Source organism: Apilactobacillus micheneri (genome assembly GCF_006493595.1).
Classification (GTDB): Bacteria; Bacillota; Bacilli; order Lactobacillales; family Lactobacillaceae; genus Apilactobacillus; species Apilactobacillus micheneri.
The window spans coordinates 171,335-193,883 of sequence record NZ_QUBI01000001.1; the positions used below are offsets into that span (position 1 = coordinate 171,335).

At 29.8% G+C, this 22,549-nt stretch carries 20 protein-coding genes; 8 read left to right on the forward strand and 12 right to left on the reverse strand.

Features of this window, described 5'->3' with window-relative positions; genetic code table 11:
- Positions 1-31: 31 nt before the first annotated feature.
- Complete coding sequence (ppcA, locus tag DY123_RS00935; protein ID WP_140923659.1) at positions 32-1,543, reverse strand: phosphoenolpyruvate carboxylase; 1,512 nt, start codon at positions 1,541-1,543, stop codon at positions 32-34.
- 20 nt (positions 1,544-1,563) lie between these two features.
- Positions 1,564-2,739, reverse strand: a complete 1,176-nt coding sequence (locus DY123_RS00940; RefSeq protein WP_140923661.1) for an aminotransferase class I/II-fold pyridoxal phosphate-dependent enzyme — start codon at positions 2,737-2,739, stop codon at positions 1,564-1,566.
- A gap of 345 nt (positions 2,740-3,084) precedes the next feature.
- On the opposite strand from DY123_RS00940, the gene DY123_RS00945 reads away from it, so the two are divergent.
- The 3 genes from DY123_RS00945 to DY123_RS00955 all read left to right on the forward strand — a co-directional run bounded on the left by DY123_RS00945 (position 3,085) and on the right by DY123_RS00955 (position 5,808).
- A complete protein-coding gene (locus DY123_RS00945; protein ID WP_140923662.1) occupies positions 3,085-3,771 on the forward strand; it encodes a VIT1/CCC1 transporter family protein in 687 nt (228 codons plus the stop codon).
- Positions 3,772-3,786: 15 nt separating this feature from the next.
- Entirely contained in the window at positions 3,787-4,473 is a 687-nt protein-coding gene (locus DY123_RS00950; protein WP_225426725.1) for a VIT1/CCC1 transporter family protein, read from the forward strand.
- Between the two features lie 78 nt (positions 4,474-4,551).
- Positions 4,552-5,808: a M20/M25/M40 family metallo-hydrolase gene (locus tag DY123_RS00955; RefSeq protein ID WP_140923666.1), complete on the forward strand. Its 1,257-nt coding sequence runs from the start codon at positions 4,552-4,554 to the stop codon at positions 5,806-5,808.
- Positions 5,809-5,851: 43 nt separating this feature from the next.
- Here the strand turns inward: DY123_RS00955 and DY123_RS00960 are convergent, their stop codons facing one another.
- The 4 genes from DY123_RS00960 to DY123_RS00975 form a co-directional block, all read right to left on the reverse strand.
- Complete coding sequence (locus tag DY123_RS00960) at positions 5,852-6,340, reverse strand: hypothetical protein (RefSeq protein ID WP_140923668.1); 489 nt, start codon at positions 6,338-6,340, stop codon at positions 5,852-5,854.
- A gap of 65 nt (positions 6,341-6,405) precedes the next feature.
- Positions 6,406-8,337, reverse strand: a complete 1,932-nt coding sequence (locus DY123_RS00965) for a S9 family peptidase (protein ID WP_140923670.1) — start codon at positions 8,335-8,337, stop codon at positions 6,406-6,408.
- Between the two features lie 12 nt (positions 8,338-8,349).
- Entirely contained in the window at positions 8,350-9,105 is a 756-nt protein-coding gene (locus DY123_RS00970; RefSeq protein WP_140923672.1) for a YibE/F family protein, read from the reverse strand.
- Positions 9,102-10,205 carry a YibE/F family protein gene (locus DY123_RS00975; protein WP_140923674.1) on the reverse strand — a complete coding sequence of 368 codons (1,104 nt, stop codon included), beginning with the start codon at positions 10,203-10,205 and terminating at the stop codon, positions 9,102-9,104. Before DY123_RS00975 ends, DY123_RS00970 begins: the two co-directional genes overlap by 4 nt.
- A 239-nt stretch (positions 10,206-10,444) precedes the next feature.
- On the opposite strand from DY123_RS00975, the gene DY123_RS00980 reads away from it, so the two are divergent.
- From DY123_RS00980 to DY123_RS00995, 4 genes are all read left to right on the forward strand, one after another.
- Entirely contained in the window at positions 10,445-11,644 is a 1,200-nt protein-coding gene (locus tag DY123_RS00980) for a quaternary amine ABC transporter ATP-binding protein (protein ID WP_140923676.1), read from the forward strand.
- On the forward strand, positions 11,637-12,503 hold the full coding sequence (locus DY123_RS00985) for an ABC transporter permease (protein WP_140923678.1): 867 nt from the start codon (positions 11,637-11,639) through the stop codon (positions 12,501-12,503). Before DY123_RS00980 ends, DY123_RS00985 begins: the two co-directional genes overlap by 8 nt.
- 15 nt (positions 12,504-12,518) lie before the next feature.
- The gene (locus tag DY123_RS00990; RefSeq protein WP_140923680.1) at positions 12,519-13,427 is read left to right on the forward strand and encodes a glycine betaine ABC transporter substrate-binding protein; all 909 of its coding nucleotides are present in this window, start codon (positions 12,519-12,521) and stop codon (positions 13,425-13,427) included.
- 87 nt (positions 13,428-13,514) lie between these two features.
- A complete protein-coding gene (locus DY123_RS00995; protein WP_140936357.1) occupies positions 13,515-15,437 on the forward strand; it encodes a M13 family metallopeptidase in 1,923 nt (640 codons plus the stop codon).
- A 45-nt stretch (positions 15,438-15,482) separates the two neighbouring features.
- Here the strand turns inward: DY123_RS00995 and DY123_RS01000 are convergent, their stop codons facing one another.
- From DY123_RS01000 to DY123_RS01020, 5 genes are all read right to left on the reverse strand, one after another.
- Positions 15,483-16,361, reverse strand: a complete 879-nt coding sequence (locus DY123_RS01000; RefSeq protein ID WP_140923683.1) for an ABC transporter ATP-binding protein — start codon at positions 16,359-16,361, stop codon at positions 15,483-15,485.
- Between the two features lie 19 nt (positions 16,362-16,380).
- Complete coding sequence (locus DY123_RS01005; protein WP_140923685.1) at positions 16,381-17,229, reverse strand: ABC transporter permease family protein; 849 nt, start codon at positions 17,227-17,229, stop codon at positions 16,381-16,383.
- A gap of 34 nt (positions 17,230-17,263) precedes the next feature.
- Positions 17,264-18,058: an ABC transporter permease family protein gene (locus DY123_RS01010; RefSeq protein ID WP_140923687.1), complete on the reverse strand. Its 795-nt coding sequence runs from the start codon at positions 18,056-18,058 to the stop codon at positions 17,264-17,266.
- Between the two features lie 111 nt (positions 18,059-18,169).
- Positions 18,170-19,519, reverse strand: a complete 1,350-nt coding sequence (locus DY123_RS01015; protein WP_140923894.1) for an MFS transporter — start codon at positions 19,517-19,519, stop codon at positions 18,170-18,172.
- Between the two features lie 145 nt (positions 19,520-19,664).
- A complete protein-coding gene (locus DY123_RS01020; protein ID WP_140934312.1) occupies positions 19,665-20,549 on the reverse strand; it encodes an alpha/beta hydrolase in 885 nt (294 codons plus the stop codon).
- Between the two features lie 143 nt (positions 20,550-20,692).
- Here DY123_RS01020 and map point away from each other — a divergent pair, with 143 nt between their 5' ends.
- On the forward strand, positions 20,693-21,493 hold the full coding sequence (gene map / locus DY123_RS01025) for a type I methionyl aminopeptidase (protein ID WP_105963877.1): 801 nt from the start codon (positions 20,693-20,695) through the stop codon (positions 21,491-21,493).
- Between the two features lie 42 nt (positions 21,494-21,535).
- Here map and DY123_RS01030 read toward each other — a convergent pair whose 3' ends face one another.
- Positions 21,536-22,471, reverse strand: a complete 936-nt coding sequence (locus DY123_RS01030; RefSeq protein WP_181398768.1) for a phosphoglycerate dehydrogenase — start codon at positions 22,469-22,471, stop codon at positions 21,536-21,538.
- Between the last annotated feature and the right edge of the window lie 78 nt (positions 22,472-22,549).

The window sequence follows — 22,549 nt, forward strand, 5'->3', positions numbered from 1 at the left end:
ACTACTAAAATTAATTAGTAGTGGTTTTTTATTAACCTAAGAAATGTCTTAATTTAGCCATTTTTTCAATTAAAATATTACGCACTTCTGCATCATCAATTCGAACTAAATCATTCGCTAATTTAGCATGTTCTACTTCATCTTCATTAGTTGGTCCAACAGTAATCCCAAAGATATCTTGAATGGCATCAACATCTTCTTTTACGCCTTGCCAATTATTATTTTGTTTAATTAATGAATCTAAAGCATCTGTACTAAAGTATTTTAATACATGTTTAAAATCATTTTTAATATTTGGATAGTATTGAGTTAAAGTTTTAAATTCTGTTTTATCTAATTTTTGCAAAATACGACCAGTTCCAAGCACTTCTGGTGGCACTCCAACTGAATATAATGATCCGGTAAATGTAATTGCACGGGGCATCTTATAACCATCAACGTCACGAGAATATCCAATAATTCCAACATGTTGGTGACGATCACGACGCTTTGGAAAGGCATCAAATACAGATTGTAAATCATTAATCAGTGGATCCAATGTTTTATGATATTCAGCTGCTGCCTTGTCAGCAACATCCAATAAAGTTTTTTGATCATCGTCATTAATAATCTTAAATGCATTATGTTGTAGTCCATCACGCAATTTAGCAATTGCTGGTTTAACGACCGATTCTAGTGGATAGTCATATCTAAATGCTGATTGAATGGTTGCTGTTTTCAATCCAGGGAATTCTTCTAGATAACGATCGACTAACTTAGGAGATAATCCACCTCTAAAAATAGTACTACCAGTACCAGCAATTGGATAAATATCAATTCCAGATTCAGTTGAAAATTCACCTAACTTGGTCAAGGCTAATTTATTTCCAATAATACTGTTTAAGAACCCATTTGATAGTGCTGAATCAGAACCAGCTAAAAATACACGCATATATTTTAAATCTTCACCAAAGTTTTTCTTATAAAGTTCTACATATTTTTGCAAAATTTTAGGTGCATTATATTGCGCTTCAAAGCTTTCAAATAATGGAATCATTCTTAGGCGATCAGTATTTTTGTGACCATTACCAAATTCTTGGTCTTTAAAATGAGCCAAACTAGAAAATTTTTCTTCCATTTTTAATAATTGCTCAGCAGTTCTAGCCATTGGTAAGATTGCTTCAAATAATGGGCGATTTTTAAAGTTCAAATCATCAGCAAAATCTTCAGCTAATAAAATGGTTGTCATGGCCTGCATGAGGCTATAGCCCTTTTCTTCCCAAATATTAGGTAATCTAAAAGTAAGAAACTTGTCATTACCTAATGGATGTTGCTTAAAGTATTCATAATGTTCTGAATATAATCGATCAATTACTGATGAATCAGCATGTTTACCTTCCCAATCCCACATGTATTCATCAGCATCCAAAACAGCATAATTTTGATATGCCTCATTAATTTCATTAAAAGCTGAAACAAATTGTTCACCATCTTTTTTAAAAAATGGAACATTAGCATTATCTGGGTGTTGAGTGCCCATAATGTTTGGTATTCTTCTATCCATAATATTTACCCCCAAATAGTCTAGTTTAAATATGCTTTCAGTCTTTTTAGTGCTTCATGAATAGTTTCATCAGATGCTGCATAGGAAAATCTAATATGCCCTTCACCACCAGGTCCAAATGCACTTCCTGGAATTACACCAACTTTAGCTTTTTGAGCTAAATCTAATGCAAATGCTTCATCATCTTGACCAAATTGATCTGGAATTTTGGCAAACATGTAAAAAGCACCTTTAGGTTGTGGCATATCAAAACCTAATTCAGTTAATCCTTTTTGCAAAATGTCACGACGTTTTTGATAAATTTTGGTCATTTCAACTGGATCTTGCATTCCATTTTTTAACGCCTCTGCTGCTGAAATTTGTGCAGAATTAGTAGTGGCTGTAACTAAAAATGCATGCACCATTGATAACTTCTTAATAATTGGACTAGGACCACAAATATAACCCACTCGATAGCCTGTCATAGCATGTGATTTTGACAATCCACTAATGTATAAAGTTTGTTCTGGTAATATTTCAGCAATTGAATAGTGTTTTACATCATAAGTAATATCGCTATAAATTTCATCAGAAACGACAAATAATTTACGTTCTTCAATAACATTAGCTAATTTTTGTAAATCATCCTTTGAATATTCCACTCCAGTTGGATTACCAGGATAGTTTAATAAAACAGCCTTAACCGATGAACCTTCTTTATCTAATGTTTCTTTTAATTTTTCTGGACTTAAAACAAAATCATTATCAGAAGTATCAACCTTAATAGGAGTTGCACCTAAAATCTTGATAATAGGAAAATACAAAGCAAATGTTGGTGTAGGAACAATTACTTTATCACCTTTATTTAAAATGGTTTGAAAAGCTGCATAAATTGCTTCAGTAGCTCCTACAGTGACAACAACTTCAGATTCAGCATCATAATTTAAATTATGCATTTTATTTAAATAATTAGAAATTGCATCTCTTAATTCTGGCTTACCACTTTGAGTGGAATAATGAGAATCATTATTCATGATGCTATCGGCACCCGCTTTTTTAACATGTTCAGGAGTATTTAAATCAGGTTCTCCAATTGTTAATTTAATAATTCCATCAATATTAGAAATCTTTTTATCAAAACTTCTAATTCCAGACGGCGCTAATGAATCTAAACTTTTATTGTATATATTGTTTAATGATGAAGCTAATTTTGGCATTACTTTTCCCCCTAAATTAACAAAAAGAGACCCTTGTTTTTTTCATAAAAACAACAGATCTCTTTTCAAAGAACAATTCACATTTTAATGTTAATAAAATCATAGTATAACTTATTAATAAAATCAACATTGTTTTATAACCATATTATAATCAATAATTTAGTTTTCATTAGTAAACCTTATTATATGGGCATTTTAAATAATCAAGCATCTCTTTTTTGGTTTGCCTAACTTTTTCTTTCAATATACAATATTTTATAAGGACTTTACAAGATTGTAATTTAATAATATAGTTATAATTGTTATTAATTAATAATCATTATAATCTAAAAAGGTGAATATTTAATGAAAAATAAAAAAAGTTTAGCTCAAAAAATAAACGTTATTAGAGCTAGTGTGATGGGTTCTAATGATGGCATCCTTTCAGTTGCTGGAATTGTCATCGGAGTTGCTGGAGCAACTACTAATACTTTTTCAATTTTCATTTCAGGAATTGCTGGAATGATTGCCGGGACTGTTTCAATGGCAATGGGTGAATATGTATCCGTTAATACCGAAAGTGATTCTCAAAAGCGAGCTGTTATGAATGAAAAATATGCTTTAAAAAATAACTATGATGAAGAATTTGATTTTGTCAAAAATAAATACATGCAAAGCGGTATTTCTGAAGCACTATCTAATAAAGCAACTAAAGAAATGATGAATAAAGATGCTTTAGTTACAACTGTTCGTGAAAAATATGGCTTTGTTGTTAACAATTTTACCAGTCCATATGATGCAGCAATTGCATCAATGATTTCATTTCCAATTGGATCCATACTACCATTATTAGCTATTTCATTATTTCCATCAGGAATCAATATTATTGCTACCTTTATTGCGGTAATCATTGCTCTTGCAATTACTGGATATATTGCAGCCATTCTAAGTCATGCTAATAAAATCAAGTCAATATTCAGGAATGTTACATCTGGAATGTTAACAATGATTGTTACATATTTGATTGGTTTATTAGTCGGAATGTTTAGTTAATAGGAGTAATTTAATATGAAAAACAAAAAACAAACTATGAACGAAAAATTAAATACCCTAAGAGCTGGTGTTTTAGGATCAAACGATGGAATCTTAACAGTTGTCGGAGTTTTATTCTCAGTTGCTGTTGCTACTCCTAATATATTTACTATTTTTATTGCTGGCCTTTCTGACTTATTAGCATGTGCTTTTTCAATGGCTTCTGGTGAATATGCATCAGTTAGTTCGCAAAGAGATGCTGAAAGTGCAGCTGTAAAAGTTGAACAAAAATTATTAGAAGAAGATATTGATAGTGAAATAAATGATGTTAAACAATACTATCTAAAAAGAGGCATTAGCGACGAAACCTCTACTAAAATCGCTAAAGAATTAATTGCTAAAAAACCATTGGACACGGTTGTTAATACCAAATATGGAATCCAACTAGGTCATTACATGAGTCCATGGAATGCCGCTTTTTCGTCATTAATTTCCGCAGCCTTAGGTGGTATTTTCCCATTACTAGCTATGAGTCTAACTAGTGGTATTTATCGTTGGCCATCAACAATAGCTGCTGTAATTTTATCAGTCGCTATCACCGGTTATCTAAGTGCTAAGTTAGGGAATGGATTAGCAAAAACTGCTATTATTCGTAATATAATTATTGGTATTTTGACTATGGCCATTCACTTTGCGCTTGGAAAATTAATGAATCAATTTTAATTAAAATCTAACATTGATTTTTTAGTTATTATCCCATAGAATTATTCTAATCGTTATATGATTTTAGGAGGATGTTCTATGGAGAAAGTTGAAAAGATTCAAATTTTAAAGAACATTGTAAATATGCCCACTGTTGATGATAATGAAAATGATGTCGCAAAATATATATCAGATACATTCCAAAAACACGGCATTAATAGCAAATTAATCATGCAATATCATGGTCGTAGTAATTTAATTGTTGAAATTGGTAATGGCGAACATCCTAAACTAGGCTTAAGTGGTCATTTAGATACTGTTCACCAAGGAGACGAACGCACTTGGCTATCGGATCCATTCAAAGCTAATATTAAGAATGGTCGCTTATATGGTCGTGGTGCTTCTGATATGAAATCAGGAATTGCACAAATGGTTATTTCAATGATTGAATTATATGAATCATCCTCTAAAATTAACGGTACCATTAGATTTATTGCCACTATTGGTGAAGAATTAAGCGCTGCTGGTGCAAAATATTTAACTGATAAAGGCTTCGCTGATGATTTAGATGCAATGATTATTGCTGAGCCTAGTGGTGTAAATCTTCATCGATTAAGAAAATATGTTAATAGTGATGGTGTGACTATTGCACCTGAAACACTAAAAGAATTATTAAAAACATCTTTCCTTTCAGATGCTAATGAACAACACTTTATAGTAAATGCTCATAAAGGATGGATGGCTTATCGAGTAACTGCCCATGGTAAAGCGGTTCACAGTTCAATGCCTCGGATGGGAATTAATGCTATTGATACTTTAATAAAATACTATTTAAAAGAAAAAGAATTTTATGCTGAATTAAAAGAATCAGATCCTGAATTAGGCAAAACTGTTTACTCCCCTGATATTTTTCGTGGTGGTAAACAAATTAATTCAGTTCCTGATTTAGCATATGAAATCGTTAAAGTTCGTACTATCCCACAAGTTGATAATGAAGAATTAACTAATCGACTTCAATGTATGATCGATAAAATGAATACAGAACCAGGAATTGATTTAGAATTAACAATTGAACATAGTGAAATGCCCGTAAAAAGTGATAATCACACTGGTTTAATTCAAATTTTACAGAATAATGCTAAAAACATTATGGATGAGCCAATGCCTCTACCAAAAATTGGTGTTTCACTAGGTACTGATGCATCAGAGTTTCGACGTCGTAATACAGAAATGGATGTCATTATCTTAGGTCCTGGAAATACAACTGCGCATAGTCCTAATGAATATGTAGATATGCCTAGTTACTTCAATATGATTGATTTACTCGAAAAAACGATTAAAGATTTTATGAAATAAAAGAACCACTAATCTAATTTATAGATTAGCAGTTCTTTTTTTATTATAGCAAAGTAAAACCTTGTGCATATAGTAATTCAAATAATAATTCAAATACATCCACAGCAATAAATATTCCGATCATTGTAAAGAAAGTTAATTTATTAGATTGTTGTTTTAATTTCAAAGTTTCCTTATCATACTGCCAAAGCTTTTTGATAAAATTAGTATTTTTAAACTCATTAATAATATAAATTGCTTCAATAACTATCAACGTCAAAATCATCCAATTGTTGGCAATTTGTGCATAAAAAATGCTTAAAATAAAAATTGTAAATATAATTGCAGTTAAACTATAACGAAGATTGAAACCAGTTGATTGTTTACCCTGATTATTCAGCTTCGCAATTAATGCCTTATCATTCAATGAAGTTGTAATATTTTTATACACTTGATTATTAAGTTTCCTGATTTTAGGATAAACTTCTAACAATCCAAACAATACTGCAGCTGCTAATACAAATAATAAAACAATGTAAACCATAGTATTCATAAATTTCACTTCACCTTCATATGTAATTTCATTTACATTATCACACTAATTTTATAAATAAAAAACTAATTAAGATGCTCATTGAACCATTCATATACATCATTTATTCTTGTGACCCTTAAATTTGGCAAACCATTTCTTGAAAAGCCATGAAATGATTGAGGGTATCTAATATAATCACTTTCAACATTGTTACGCTTAATATCTTGAAATAAGGCTTCACTTTGATTAACGGGACAACGCATATCCCACTCACCATGCTGAATTCTAGTAGGAGTATGAATATTATTAACATATTTTAGTGGAGAATGATTCCAATAAAAATTGAGCCCATCTTTATCATATAAATCTACTCCTAATTCATTTTTTGAAAAACGTACCCCAATATCAGAAGTTCCATAAAATGAGTGCCAATCAGTGATAGGTCTTTGAACAATAGCTGCTTTGAATTTATCAGTATGTGAAATAATCCAACTAGACATGAATCCTCCATAAGATCCACCAGCTATAAAAAGATTATTATGATCCAAATATTTAAATTTATTTAGCGCATAATCTAATCCAGTCATGATGTCTGCAAAATCTTCTTTTCCAACTCTACCAACAGATGCTTTTTCAAATGCTTGACCGTAACTACTAGAACCTCGCGGATTAATAAATAAAATTGCATATCCATGGTTAGCAAGAAATTGAAATTCATAGAAAAAGCTTTCACCATATGTTTCATGTGGTCCTCCGTGAATATATAAAATAGTAGGATATTTATCTCTTTTTTGATTAGGTAATAATAACCAACCATTTATATTAAACAAGTTATCTTGAGAAATAGTAGAAAATTTATATGAATTACAGAATTCGTGATTCAAAGTAAACTTTTCATTGGGATCATATATCAATTTTTGAACATTGCTATAAAAATCAAAAATAATTAATTGATTGGGCACTTTTTGAGCAGAAACACTTAATAACAATTTTTTATTATCTAATATACTAAAGTCATATATTTCTGTTTTATCATCATATATTTTTTGAACACTATTATTTTGGCCCAAATAAAGTTGACTTCGTCCATGATGCGTAGCATGAAAAATATATTGATGATTGTTTAACCACTTAATTCCTTGATTACTACGATTTTGTACAAAATCAGTTGCTAAGCCACCATTATAACTAGGTTCTATGTCACATAAATTTTTAGTCAAATTAATTAATTTCTTTTCATTTACATTAAATAGATAAAGATTAAAAGTATTACTACTGCCGTAGTTATTATAATTTCCCACTAATAATATATTCTTGCCATCTGGAGAATATATTGCCTCATTAAAATTACCATCAATAGTAGTTATTAATTCTTTATTCATATTAACTAAATTCATTTGGTAAATTTGAGAAATACTTTTTTCATTAGAAAAAACGCTTCTGCTAATTAAAATATTTGCGCCAATATCATCAACATCTAGAATTTTAAAATTTTGATATGTAGTTTTTAATAAATTTATTTTTCCTGTTTGAACATCTAATGCATATAAATAATAAAGTGTCTGATTATCTTTCCAACCAAAGCCATCAGCACGATTATCTAGTTTATTTATATACCTAGTTTTAGGAAATTTGGTTACAGAAAATTTAGGAACGGTAAACATCTTTGTAGTCTTAAAAAATAATTTCTTTTTATTTTTAGAACTAATCAAATTGCTTGCTGTATCACCAAAAGTAAGCTGCTTTTTGCGGTCACTGTTTAAAGACATTTTAATTAATTGCATTTTAGAATCAATATTAGCTAAATAATAAAGTGAATTATTTATTTTAATTGGATTAATACTAAAACTTTCTTTAGTACACTGCTCTACATTCAAATCTGCTTTTAAGCGAAATATTTTTGCAGTATATTCATTTTTAATTCTACTTATTCCATTTTTAACAAAAAATCCATCGCTATTTAATTGTGTTAATGAAAATAAATTGTAAATATCGTGAGAACTTATTTTTTGCATATAATTAACCTCTTAATTATTATCTTTGCGCCATTTTTCAGCAATTACTAACGAAGTAATTGGAATAGTTAAAATAACCCCTATTAATGAAAATAAAATGACAATTAATTGAGCATCAAAAACCTTATCATTCAAAATATCACCAAATGAATAATTTAAACTGTGAAACCAAACAAACAAAGACAAAGATCCCCCAAATAATCCAAAGAATAATGTATTTAAGGTAGTCCCAATAATTTGTTTTCCAACATAAATGCCATCAAATAATAATCTACTTGGTTTAATTTCTGGATGCTGTTCTTTAATCTCATCTAAACCAGATGCAATCGCCATAGTTGCTTCAGCAATTGCCCCTAGCGTGCTTAAAATGGCAGTTGCTATTTCAATTTTAACAAAATTAATACCAATTAAAATAGATAAGCCTTCTAAGTCATCACTATCTTCTAATCCGAATCCTTGAACTTGCGCCCAATGCTCAACTGGAATAATCAGTAAAACTAAAATAAATAAAACTAAAATTGAAGATAAGAAAGCTAATCCACTAATATTATCATCAGTTCCACTTAGAAAAATTGTCAAAGCTAGTACAATAACACCAGTTATAATGGTTACAATAATTGGTGGAAAATGAAAAGCAATCAAAACAATTGCGAAAAACAAAAAACCAAAGTTTAAAATTAAACTTAAAAATGATTGTAATCCTTGTTTGCCACCTACTAATAACATCAAAACAAATAAAACAATGCCTAATACAATAATTGCACTCATTTTTGATTCTCCTTAGAAAATAAACTAGTTAATGCACTAGCAACTGGAATTGCTAAAACAATCCCAATACCACTAATCAAGCTTTGTACCATTCCTAATGACATATTCATAGAAAAAGAGTAACCCCAACTATTACCGTTTTTTAAGAACAATAAGGTCATTGATAATGTTTCTCCCATAAAAATAAAGAACAATACATTAATTAGAGGCCCCATAATGGTTTTACCAATATTTCTGCCGGATAAAAATATTTGTTTTTTAGATATTTGTGGACGTTCCATTTTTAATGCAAATAAGGATGAAATAATATCAGTCGATTCATCCATGACAGCACCCAAAGAACCAATAATTGTTGATGCTAAAAACAATGGACGTGGCGGTTGGGTCACATATTGCATCGATTCATAAAAAATGCCCTTTTCATGAGTAAATTTAAAAACAATTAAACTTAGGATAATTGAAATAAAAGTACATATTATTGTTGATGCCAGTGTTACATACATTTGCCTATTATGGCCAATAATTACCAATAATGTAATAGCTGAAAAGACGGCAGCTAAAACACTAAAAATAAGTAACACATTATTTCCATTATTAAAACCATCTAAATATATAGCCAACATAAATAAAATAGTATTGATAATAATGCTGCCAACAGCAGTAATCCCAGAAAATTTTAGAAAAATACATAGCAATGCAATTGCTAAATACATTAAGAATATAACAGGTACATCCCGCTTATAATCTTTAATTGTGGCATTTAATCCGCCAGATTTATGTAATATGATAAAAGCTTTTTGTCCAGGATAATACTTATGATCCATCGCTCTAGAAATAGTATAACTGTTATTAATAGAAATCTTTTTGCCTTTATAATGACCGTTTGTAATATGTCCTGTTAATTTTTGTTGATAAGTATAATCAGTATTTTGGAAACTGTCTTTACTCTTGTTAGTACTAATCTTCTTAACCGTTTCTACTTTAAAAATTGGTTTTTGATATAAGAAATCATCATGGTTAGCAAATGTAATTAGTAATATTCCACCTAATAAGAATGCTAAGATCATTTTAATGGACAACTTATTTAAAAATTTAGCCATGCACTTTTCATCTCATTTTTTGTAATTTGTACTACAATGTAGCATAGATAAAATAATTTTAACATAGTTAAAATAAATTACTAATAAAGTGCATAACTTTAAGCTATAAAAGCATTTTATCCCGTCAAATCAACTTTTCAAAATAGTATAAGATTTGACATAACTGTTACTTTCTTGTAATAATGTTATTTATGCGTTTACACTTATTATAGTATCTATAATTTTTAAGGAGGAATTTTATGACCAAAAAAGTTGAAGTTAAACACCTAACTAAAATTTTCGGTCATCATGCTGGTCGTGCAAAAGAAATGATCAGTGATGGTAAGTCCAAAGATGAAATATTGGCAAAGACTAATAGTGTTGTTGGTGTTCATGACGCCAACTTCGATGTTAATGAAAATGAAATCTTTGTTATTATGGGACTATCCGGAAGTGGTAAGTCTACATTAATCAGAATGTTAAACCGTTTATATGAACCAACTAGTGGTGAAATCATCCTAGATGGACAAAACGTTACTAATTTTGATAAAAAGCAATTACGTGAATTTAGACGTAAAAAGATGAGTATGGTTTTCCAAAACTTTGCATTATTCCCTAACCGTACAATTTTAGGTAATACAGCTTATGGTTTGGAAATTCAAGGCGTTGATAAAGCTACTCGTGATAAAAAGGCTCATGAATGTTTAGAATTAGTTGGCCTTCACGGATACGATGATCGTTATCCTAACGAATTATCAGGTGGTCAACAACAACGTGTTGGATTAGCTCGTGGATTAGCTAATGATCCTGAAATTCTATTAATGGATGAAGCTTTCTCTGCTCTTGATCCACTTAACAGAAAAGAAATGCAAGATGAATTACTTGAACTACAAGCACATCTAAAGAAAACAATTATCTTTATTTCACATGATTTAAATGAAGCTTTACGTATTGGTGATCGCATTATGATTATGCGTGATGGTGAAATTGTTCAAATCGGTGGACCAGAAGATATATTACAACATCCTAAGAATGAATATGTTGAAAAATTCATTGAAGGTGTTGATCGTACTAAGATTCTTACTGCTAGCCGTGTTATGATTCGTCCAAATGTTGTAAACATTGAAAAAGACGGACCAAGAACTGCATTAAGATTAATGCAACATAATGAAGTTTCAAGTGTGTTCGTTGTTGATTCACAACATCATTTCAAGGGATTAGTTGATGCTAAAGAAGTTATTAACCTAATTGAAAATGATAAACGTGATCTTAGTGAAATCTTAAATACTAGCATCCCAACGACCTCTCCTGATACTCCTATTAAATCAATTTTAACTGACATTTCTAAGACTTCTGTTCCATTCTCAGTTGTTGATAATGAAGGTCGTTTATTAGGAATTATTCTTAGAAGTTCTGTTCTTGAAGCAATTTCTGGAAGTGAGGTTGAAAATGATGGCTAATTTATTCGCATTAAATATGACACAAATTCCTTTGGCAGATTGGATTAACAAGTTCGTTAACTGGTTAACACAATTTGTTGGATTTTTTAATGGTATTACCAATTTTATTGGTGGAATTGTTAATGGTTTCCAAGCTATTTTTGATATTTTACCAATTTGGTTATTTATTGTTATTGTTCTTGGTATTACTTACTGGGCTCTACATGATAGTAAACACTGGGGATTAATGTTATTTGAACTATTAGGTTTATTATTAATTGCTAACCAAGGATACTGGCGTGATATGACTCAAACTTTAACTTTAGTTTTAACTTCTAGTTTGATAATTGTAATTATCGGTATTCCTCTTGGTATCTGGATGGCTAAAAGTCATACTGTTCATTTGATTGTTAAACCAATCTTAGACTTTATGCAAACTATGCCTGCCTTCGTTTACTTAATTCCTGCCGTATCACTATTTGGTATTGGAATGGTTCCAGGTGTTATTGCTTCAGTTATTTTCTCACTACCTCCAGTAGTTAGAATGACTGACTTAGGTATTCAACAAGTTCCTGCTGATTTAGTTGAAGCTGCTGATTCATTTGGTTCAACTAGTTGGCAAAAACTAATGAAAGTTGAATTACCAATTGCGAAGAGCACATTAATGTCTGGTGTAAACCAAGGTATGATGTTAGCTCTATCAATGGTTGTTATTGCTTCTATGATTGGTGCTACTGGTCTAGGTGCTCAAGTTTACTTCGCTGTTGGTAGAAATAATGCTGGTTCAGGATTTGCTGCTGGTATTGCTATTGTTATCTTAGCAATCATCTTAGACCGTATTACCCAAGCATTTAACAAAAATAAAAAGAGTTCAGACTAATTAAGGAGGATTATAATGAGAAAGAGACTTAAATTTGTTCTTGGAACTTTATCAATGTTTCTTCTTGCTACAGTATTAACTGCTTGCAGTAGTGCTACTTCACCTTATAATTCTCATAAGAAGTTAGGACCTCAAATCAATTACACAGTTACTGGAATTGATGCTGGTGCTGGTATTATGGCTTCTACTCAAAATGCTTTAAAGGAATATCCTTTAGCAAAAAATAATTGGCAATTACAAACAAGTTCTACTGCTGCTATGACAAGTACTTTAAGCAAAGCAATCAAATATAAGCAACCGATTGTTGTAACTGGTTGGCAACCACATTGGATGTTCAAAAAATTCCCTATTAAATTCTTAAAAGATCCTAAGAATGTATATGGTAAAGCTGAACAAATCCATACCATTGCAAGAATTGGCTTGAAGAAAGATAATCCTGGTGCTTATCAACTTCTAAAACAATTCCATTGGACTCCTGCTCAAATGTCTGATGTTATGTTAAAGACAAATGCTGGAGTTGATCCTAAAAAGGCTGCTGATGATTTCATTAAGAATAATCCAAAATTAGTGGCTGAATGGACTAAAGGTGTTCCAAAGGGAAATGGTAAGCCAATTAAATTATCTTACGTAGCATGGGATTCTGAAATCGCATCTACTAATGTTATGGCTGAACTATTAAATCATTTAGGCTACAAGGCAAATATCCAAGCTCTAGAAATGCAACCAATGTTTGCATCAATTGCAACTAATGCTGCTGATGCTTCACTAGCTGCTTGGTTACCAAACACTGCTGGTCTTTACATGAAACAATATAAAGGCAAGATTGATGATGTTGGTACTAACCTAAATGGTGCTAAAGTTGGTTTGGCTGTTCCAAAATATATGAAGAATATCAATTCAATTGATGATTTAATCAATAAATAAAATTAAAAACCATTCACATAGCTTGTGAATGGTTTTTTTGTATATTATAGTTTTATATAGATTGTATTTATAAAACGAGGTGTTCTAATGAATAATAATGAAATTAGCGATTCAAAAATTAGAGACAATTTTTATGACGCTGTAAACGGTGAATGGATTAAAAATGCTACCATTCCTAGTGATCATTCATCTACTGGTGGCTTTATGGACTTAGTAGACAATATCGATAAAACATTAATGAATGATTTTGAAGACATAAAATCAGGTAAAATTAAGCCTCAAAATAATGATATGGTTGAATTTAAAAAACTATACGAATTAGCTACTGATTTTGATAAACGTGAACAAGATGGTGCAAAACCTGTTCAACCTATTTTAGAAAAGATTGAAAATATTAAATCATTTGATGATTTAAATAAGCAATTAGCAAACTGGACTTTAGATGGTCTGCCCCTTCCATTCGATTTTGGTATTGAAGCTGACATGAAAAATGCTAAGTATAATGCTTTATATGCAAGTGGAGCTGGCACCTTCTTACCAGATAAAACTTACTATGATAAAGAAAATTCCGCTGGTGCCAAATTAATGCCAGTATTTAAGGATATGTCTAAGCAATTACTAGTCATGGCTGGATATAATGAAGTTCAAGCTAAAAATATTGTGGATTCTGCTGAAGAGTTTGACCGCTTAATTGCACCAAACATTAAATCAGCCGAAGAAAGTGCTGATTTTACAAAAATGTATAATCCTATGTCATTTGATTCTTTATCAAATAAAGTAGATAAATTTGATTTAAATAGCTATGTAAAAGGATTAATTGGACAAATCCCCGATCAAGTAATTGTATCAGAACCTGAATATTTTGATGCATTTAACAAAATTGTAAATGATGATACTTTTGCAATGATGAAAAACTGGATGTTAGTTAAAACAATTAACGCTTCCACTGGTCTTTTAACTGAAGAATTTAGGCAAGTTGGTGGCGAATTCTCCAGAACATTATCTGGCAAGAAAGCAGCCGTTAAGAAAGAAAAAGCTGCTTATTACCTTGCATCTGGAACTTTTAATCAAGTAATTGGTGATTACTATGGTCATAAATACTTCGGTGAAAAAGCTAAACAAAATGTTCATGACATGGTTGTTAAAATGATCAATGTTTATGAAAAACGTTTAGACAAGAACACTTGGTTAAGTGAAGATACTAAAAAGATGGCAATTAAGAAATTAAATGCACTACAAATTCATGTTGGTTATCCAGATAAAATTAATCCACTATTTGATACTTTCAAAGTTAATGGTAAAGATGAAAATGGTGATTTATTTACTAATATTCATAACATTGGCAAGCTAGTTATTAAAGATGAATTTAGTAAATGGAATAAACCTGTCGATAAAAGCTTATGGGATATGAGTGCTAACACTGTTAATGCTTATTATTCACCATTAGAAAATGTAATCGTCTTCCCTGCTGCTATTTTACAAGCACCTTTCTATAGTCTAAAACAATCATCTAGTGAAAACTTCGGTGGTATCGGTGCCGTCATTGCTCATGAAATTTCACATGCTTTTGATAATAATGGATGTCAATTTGATGAAGATGGTAATCTAAATAATTGGTGGACTAAAGAAGACCATGAGCACTTTGATAAATTAGCTCAAAGCATGATTAAGGAATTCGATGGTCTTCCATTTGCCGGCCAAAAAGTTAATGGTAAACTTACAGTTTCTGAAAACATTGCTGATGGTGGTGGCTTAAGTTGTGCGGAAGAAGCAGCTAAAGGTGAAGAAGATTGTAATTTACGTGATTTCTTCATTAATTGGGCTAAAATTTGGCGTACTAAGTCAACTGAACAATTTAAACAATTATTATTATCAATTGACGTGCACGCTCCTTCTGAACTAAGAGCTCAAGTTCAAGTTAAGAACTTGGCTGATTTCTATACTACGTTTGATGTTAAACCTGATGATGGTATGTATATGAAACCTGAAGATCGAGTAAATATTTGGTAATATAAATAAAAATGAGCTAGCTTTAAAAAGTTAGCTCATTTTTATTTACTTTTCACTTTCCTTTACTTTTTCTTTAAAAATCTCATCTAAAGTTGGATAATGTTGATTAAAAACTGGTATATAACCATTTTTAGTTACTTCATCAAAAATATATTTTCCAAAGCTCACATCATTTAATGTAAGTTGTGCAGAATTTTCACCAGTAATTTCTAAGTTTTTAATTCCATTCATACCTTTAAATCTTTGTAGATTATTATATCCAACAATATCTAATTTAGATCTACCAAATTGATTATATATGTCGTTTAGAGTACCTTTTAAAACAGTTTTTCCATGGCTTAACATAACAACATAATCAGATAACTTTTCAACGTTTTCCATATTATGAGTAGAAAAGATAATCATTGTTCCTGACTTTTTAGCTTCCAAAACTGCTTTAATTAATAGATCAGCATTAACTGGATCCAATCCTGAAAATGGTTCATCCAATATTAACAAATCTGGATTAAACATTAAACAAGCAATTAACTGCACTTTTTGTGCATTTCCTTTAGAAAGACTTTCTACTTTGTCTTCAATATCGCCAACTACATTTAATTTTTTCATCCATATTTTTAATCTTTTTAAAGCTTCATCACGTTTCATTCCGTGTAAAGAAGCAAAATATAGCATTTGACTTTTAATACTTTCTTTTAAGTATAAGCCACGTTCTTCTGGCATATAACCTATATTTAAATTATTTTCTCTTGTAACTGTACCATTACTGGGTTTGATAAAGCCTAGTAATATATGAAAAGTCGTAGACTTACCTGCTCCATTCTGACCAATTAAGCTTAATATTTCTCCTTTGTGTAATTGAAATGATAGATTATTAACGGCCTGAAATCCATCATAGTTTTTTGATACATTTTTAAATTCAATCAATGTAGACACCTCAAAATAATTATCTAAATTTAAATCCTTCTATAAAAATATTTTTCTTTTTGTTGGATAATAATCCATATTTAAAAACATGAATTGACTTAATATATAGTATATAAATAATAATAAGTTGAATAATTAATGTTGAATATGCAAATAAATATGAAATATTTCCTGAAGCCATCAAAGGTGGTGTAAGCATTGATCCAACCGGAGGCCACATACATATTATATAAAGAATCCAAACCATACTATAATCAAAGGATCCAAGAGAATTATAAAATAAAGATAAGCAAAAGAATTCTAATAAGAAAAACATCGGAGGAATTGTAGCTGAACTAATTTGGCTAGTATCGGTTATAAAACATGCAAATTGTACTGTAATTGCTAAAAACATATATAAAGAAACAAACAATGCTAATATTGAATATACTATTAGTCCTATTTTTACATGACCTATGAATATAAATAAAAAGTTATTATGCATTATTTTACTTAAACAAAATATGAATATTATATAAAAAATAATTTGGCAAGATAGTAACATGTATATTCCTAACATTTTACCGTTAATTTGTTCTTTTGCATCTACAATTGACATTAACATTTCAGACAACTTAGATGTTTTATCTCTTGCAACAGAATTAGCCATCATTCCTACATATATTAAACAAAATAGAAAATTCAAGACTGGGATAGAAAGTCCCCAAACCATATTTATAAAATCGGAATTATGAAAATCAACTGTTAAATTAACATACCTAAATAATGCTGTAATAATAATTAATGGTATAAAGACAAGCATCCAATAAGAAAAACTATTAATTTGATTGAAAAATTCATGTCTAGCAACTGCAAGTAGTTGTTTCATTTTAAAGTTCAAAAATATCACTTCCATTTAATTTTTATTTAAATAAATGATTTTTATGTTCTTTATTAAAGAATCTAGCAAAAATATATACCTCTATCAATTGAATAATAGTTGATACAACTAATAAATAAATATTATAATTGTTAAATAATAATACTCTAGCACTAAATAATTGCGATAAGATTGGTAAAAATATAGAAATAATACTCAAACTTTTATCATAAAAATGAAAAACTATAAAAGCAGATATACCTATATATAAATAAATAGGAAATAAAGCGTATAAAATTTTTTTCTTGTTTTTAACAAAAATAATAATCAAAGAAGCAAATAAAACGGTCCATATAATTCCTAGTATCATTAGAATAAATAATTGGATTAATGTTATTGTACCTATATATGTATATATTTTTGAAAAAATTATTTTAATTTCATTTTCATTAAAAATAGTGACTAAAAGTAAGACAAAATAAGTTAATAAAGTAAAAAGCACTAAATTAATAACACCTAAAATTTTACCGAATATAATATTCTTAGTATTACTAATAGAATATAAATATTCATTAATTTTTGACGAACGATCATCAATTAATTCATTACTAATGATAGGAGCAAAAAACATGGCAATAAATAATGTTAAAGATACCATTATAGTTAATAAACTAAGTTTAATATTATAACTATTGATATCATTTTTATTTAACAAAAGCATTGTAAATAAAAAAATAGAAGTAGATATTGGTAGAGTAAACCAAATCCAATAAGACGTTTTTTTGATATTAGTCTTAAAAGTAAATTTAGCAACTGAATTTAAATTATGTAAGTTCATATTAATACCATCCTATGTCTAATTATTATTAGACTAAAACTAATAAAAGTATAAGTCAATACAAAAAAAGGCTTCTTAAAAGTTATTTAAGAAGCCTTTTAATAAAAACATTTATTTTGCTTTCTTAGTATTTCTCAACATCAAAGCCATTATTAATCCAATAATTTCAATTATAAAGAATGTAATGAAAACAACATGATAACCACTTTGTTGTGCTAACGCATGACTCATTCCACTAGATATATTATTAGTCATGACATTTGATAATATCAAGGTTGCAACTAACACTCCAGTAGATCCTAAGATTTGTCTAAAGGTACTAACCACAGCAGTTCCATCTGAAATAAATTCATTAGGTAGTGAATTAGCTCCCATCGTTACCGCTGGCATCATAACAAAAGCATTTCCACCTTCAATTAAAGCTGCAAGAATCATCATTGGCACTAAACTAATTGTGGCACCAACAATGCTTAATGTTCCCCAACCGATTAGGATCATTATCATTCCAATTAACATTACACGTTTAAAACCAATTTTATCAGCTAATTTACCAGTAATTGGATTTAATAAACTTAGTAAAATTGCTCCTGGTGCTAATGCTAAACCAGAAATGGTCTTAGAAACACCTAGAACATTTTGATAATATAATGGAAAAATAACCGTAACTACAATTAAGGCAATATAAGAAGCTCCAGTTAATCCAATTGATAAATCATAATTAAAACTTTTTAATACTCTTAATTGTAATAATGGTTGTTTAATTTTGAATTGTCTAAATACAAATACAACAATCATTAAAATACTTACAATCAATATAATCAAAGCGAGTGTTAAATCAATATTAGCCTTCCCAATCATATTAACTACATACAAGATTCCAATTAGTCCGAATGACATAATAACTGATGTAATATCTAAATGACTTTCTTTTTGAGGCATAACATCTTTGATTGCATATAAGGAAATAATAAATAGTATACTGATAATCACCATAAATACTATAAATAAACCTTTCCATGCAGAAAAATGTAGAACAATTGCTGAAAGAATAGGTCCACAAGCAAGTGCAGAACCCATAATCAATCCAGCATATCCCATTGTAGAACCACGTTTTTCTTCAGGCGTGATATACAATAGAACTGATTGATAAGAAGGAAATAAAATTCCAACTGCCACTGCTTCTAATGCACGCCCTAACATCATAATAGCGAAATTAGGTGCAAGGACAACAATTAAAGTTCCCACATCAAAAATTGCCAGTATCATTAAAAATAATTGCTTAAACTTTATATTATTTAATAACCAAGGGCTAACTGGCATCATGACACACATAATTAACATAAAACCAGTAGTTAACCATTGGACTGTTGAGGCATCGATACCGAAAAATTGCATTAAAGTTGGATAAGCTGTTGAAATAGACGATTGACTAATCGACATTGTAAAACTACCCAACAACATAACAAAAACAAAAAGGACTCGGTTATATGGCTTACCATTTAAATCATAATTTTTCACAAATTTCACCTTCTAGTTTAGAATGTTTATAATTTAATAACAATATCAATTCTATACCAAAAATGAAATAAGTAAAATATATTGTTTTTTAATTTTGATCAAACAAGAAACGAGCAATAATATGATCAACAACAATGTTATTATGAAGTTTTGAATGTTGACCGTTAGCACCATATATGGGAATTTCTTGATAATCCTTTACTCTTTTAGAAATTAAATATTTCATTGACCTAGCAGATGAAGTTGAAACAATTCCATCAGAATTGGTATTACTATTATCATTTCCGTAAACATTTAAAATTTGAACATTAGTAGGAAAATCTTTGCAGTCATTCAATAATGATGTATAAGCTGGATACCATTTGTTAGCTGGATACATAATGCTTGGCTTACCACTACTATTAATATAGTTAGTATTTGGTCGATCATTAATTGTTAATAAACCATCATACGGACCTGCAATTGATACAAACTTTTGTAGTTTTGGCATATCACTATCCTTATTATGCTTTGCAACATTTTCAAGAATCGATACTGCACCTGTTGAGTGACCTACAGCATTGTAAACATTAAATCCATAATGACCTTTTAGTCTTTTTAAGATTTCATGAAGCCATTTGGTTTGTTGTTTGACCGGTGTAAATTTTTTCTTAAATATCACTTGAATAAGTGGTTTACTAGTTTTTAAATTTAAATTTCCTTTATAATTAATGGTTCCATCTTTTTCTACAAAAACAGCTAATGCTCTATGTCCACCATCACGACTAGCTATTTTAGTTAAATGCGATGTAGATTTAGTGGAGCCACGCATCCCATGAACATAAAGTGTTGGAACATTATCTCCGCTAGAAGATCCACTATTTTTGCTATTATTTATAATATGATCACTGCGAATTGCGAAAAATATCGCAAAAAAAGCGACAATAATTGTAATAATTATTAATATAACATTGGTTCTTGCTGTTTTACTCAAGAAAAAACTCCTCCTTTGTTCCTGCTATCTATAATACTAGAAAACGACAAAAAATACATTAATTATTATAATTAGCCAAATCATCTAAATTGTAGTAGATTAGAGATATAGATTCATTATTCAATATCAAAGGAGAAATTATTTTGATTACATTAAAATCACCAAGAGAAATTGAAATGATGGCTAAATCAGGTGCTGTTTTAGCTGGTGTCCACAAAGGACTAAGAAAAATGATCAAACCAGGTTTAGATACTTGGGAAATCGAAGAATTTGCTAACAAATACATTACTGAACATGGTGCAACTCCATCCGAAAAAGGATTTGATGGATACAAGTTTGCTACTTGTGTTTCAATCAATGATGAAGTAGCCCATGGGATTCCACGAAAAGGTCTTCTATTAAAGGAAGGAGACGTCTTAAAAGTTGACATGACTGTTAACAAAGATGGATTTGAAAGTGATTCATGTTGGACATACAAAGTTGGTAAAATGTCAGCTGAAGATGAAAAGCTAATGCAAGTTTGTCATGATGCATTATATCGTGGTATTGACCAAGCTGTTATTGGTAATCGTTTAGGGGATATTGGTTTTGCTTGTCAAGATTATATTGAAAATCAAAACCATATGGGTGATGTTCGTGAATTAATTGGCCATGGTATTCAACCTACTATGCATGAAAAGCCAAACGTCCCAGCCTATGGTGAAAAAGGACAAGGCCTTCGTCTAAAAGAAGGAATGACTATTACTATTGAACCTATGGTAAACTTAGGTACTTGGGAAATTACTGATCGTTATGATAAAAAAGATGATTGGACATACTATGTTTCAGCTGATGGTACTAACTCAGCACAATATGAACATACTATTGCAATTACAAAAGATGGTCCTAAGATATTAACATCACAAGATGATGATATTGATGAAAAATATAAATTAAACTTTTAATATAAAAAATAACCACTAACAATTGTTAGTGGTTATTTTATTTTATAGTCCATTTACACAATGATCAGGTTTTTCACCATTTAGAACTTTATTAATTTCACTAACATCCATGTTAGCAATTTTAGTAAATGATTCAATAGAGTTACTTGCACTATGTGGGGTCAAAAAGACATTGTCTAATTTTCTTAATTCACTATTCATTGGAAGCGGTTCTTGTTCATAAACGTCTAAACCAGCACCAGCAATTTCACCGTCTTTTAAAGCATTGATTAAATCAGTTTGGTTAATAACTGCCCCCCGAGCAAAATTTATAATATATGCTGAATTTTTCATCATCTTAAAGGAATTTTTATTAATTGAGCCAATAGTTCCTTTAACTGCTGGAAGATGTAATGATACAAAATCTGATTGTTTAAGTAAATCATCCCATTCCACAAGTGTTCCATATTGAGATTCTTTTTTGGTACGATTCCAAATCAAAATATTGACACCAAAACTAGAGAGTAATTTGGCCACATACTTACCAATATTACCATAACCAATAATTCCAACAGTTTTTCCTCTTAAATCACTTGAAGGATTGTCAAAAGCATATGCATTATCGCCATTGCGCATATGTTGAGATACATTATATAAATTTTTTGACATTAACAGCATATCAGTTACGGCGTTTTCGGCAACTGATACTTCATTTCCAGCTGGTGTATTAGTTACATATATTCCTCTTTTATTAGTATAATCCAAATCAACATTATTATAGCCCACTCCAAAACGAGAAATAATTTTCAAATTAGGCATTTGATCCAAAATCTTCTTAGATAAAGGAGAAGTATTAATCACAATTCCAGAAGCATCTTTATGTTCTAAGATTGCATTTTCATTCTCACTAACCAATGAAATTACTTCAAAACCTTTTGTTTCTAGTGATGGTCTTAAATAGTTTTCAAATTCTTTAGGAACAATAACTTTTTTCGTCATTTTAATACCTCCGATATTTATATAGTATATAAATACTATCATAAAAAGAAAAGAATCACTTATTAAATTACTTAATAA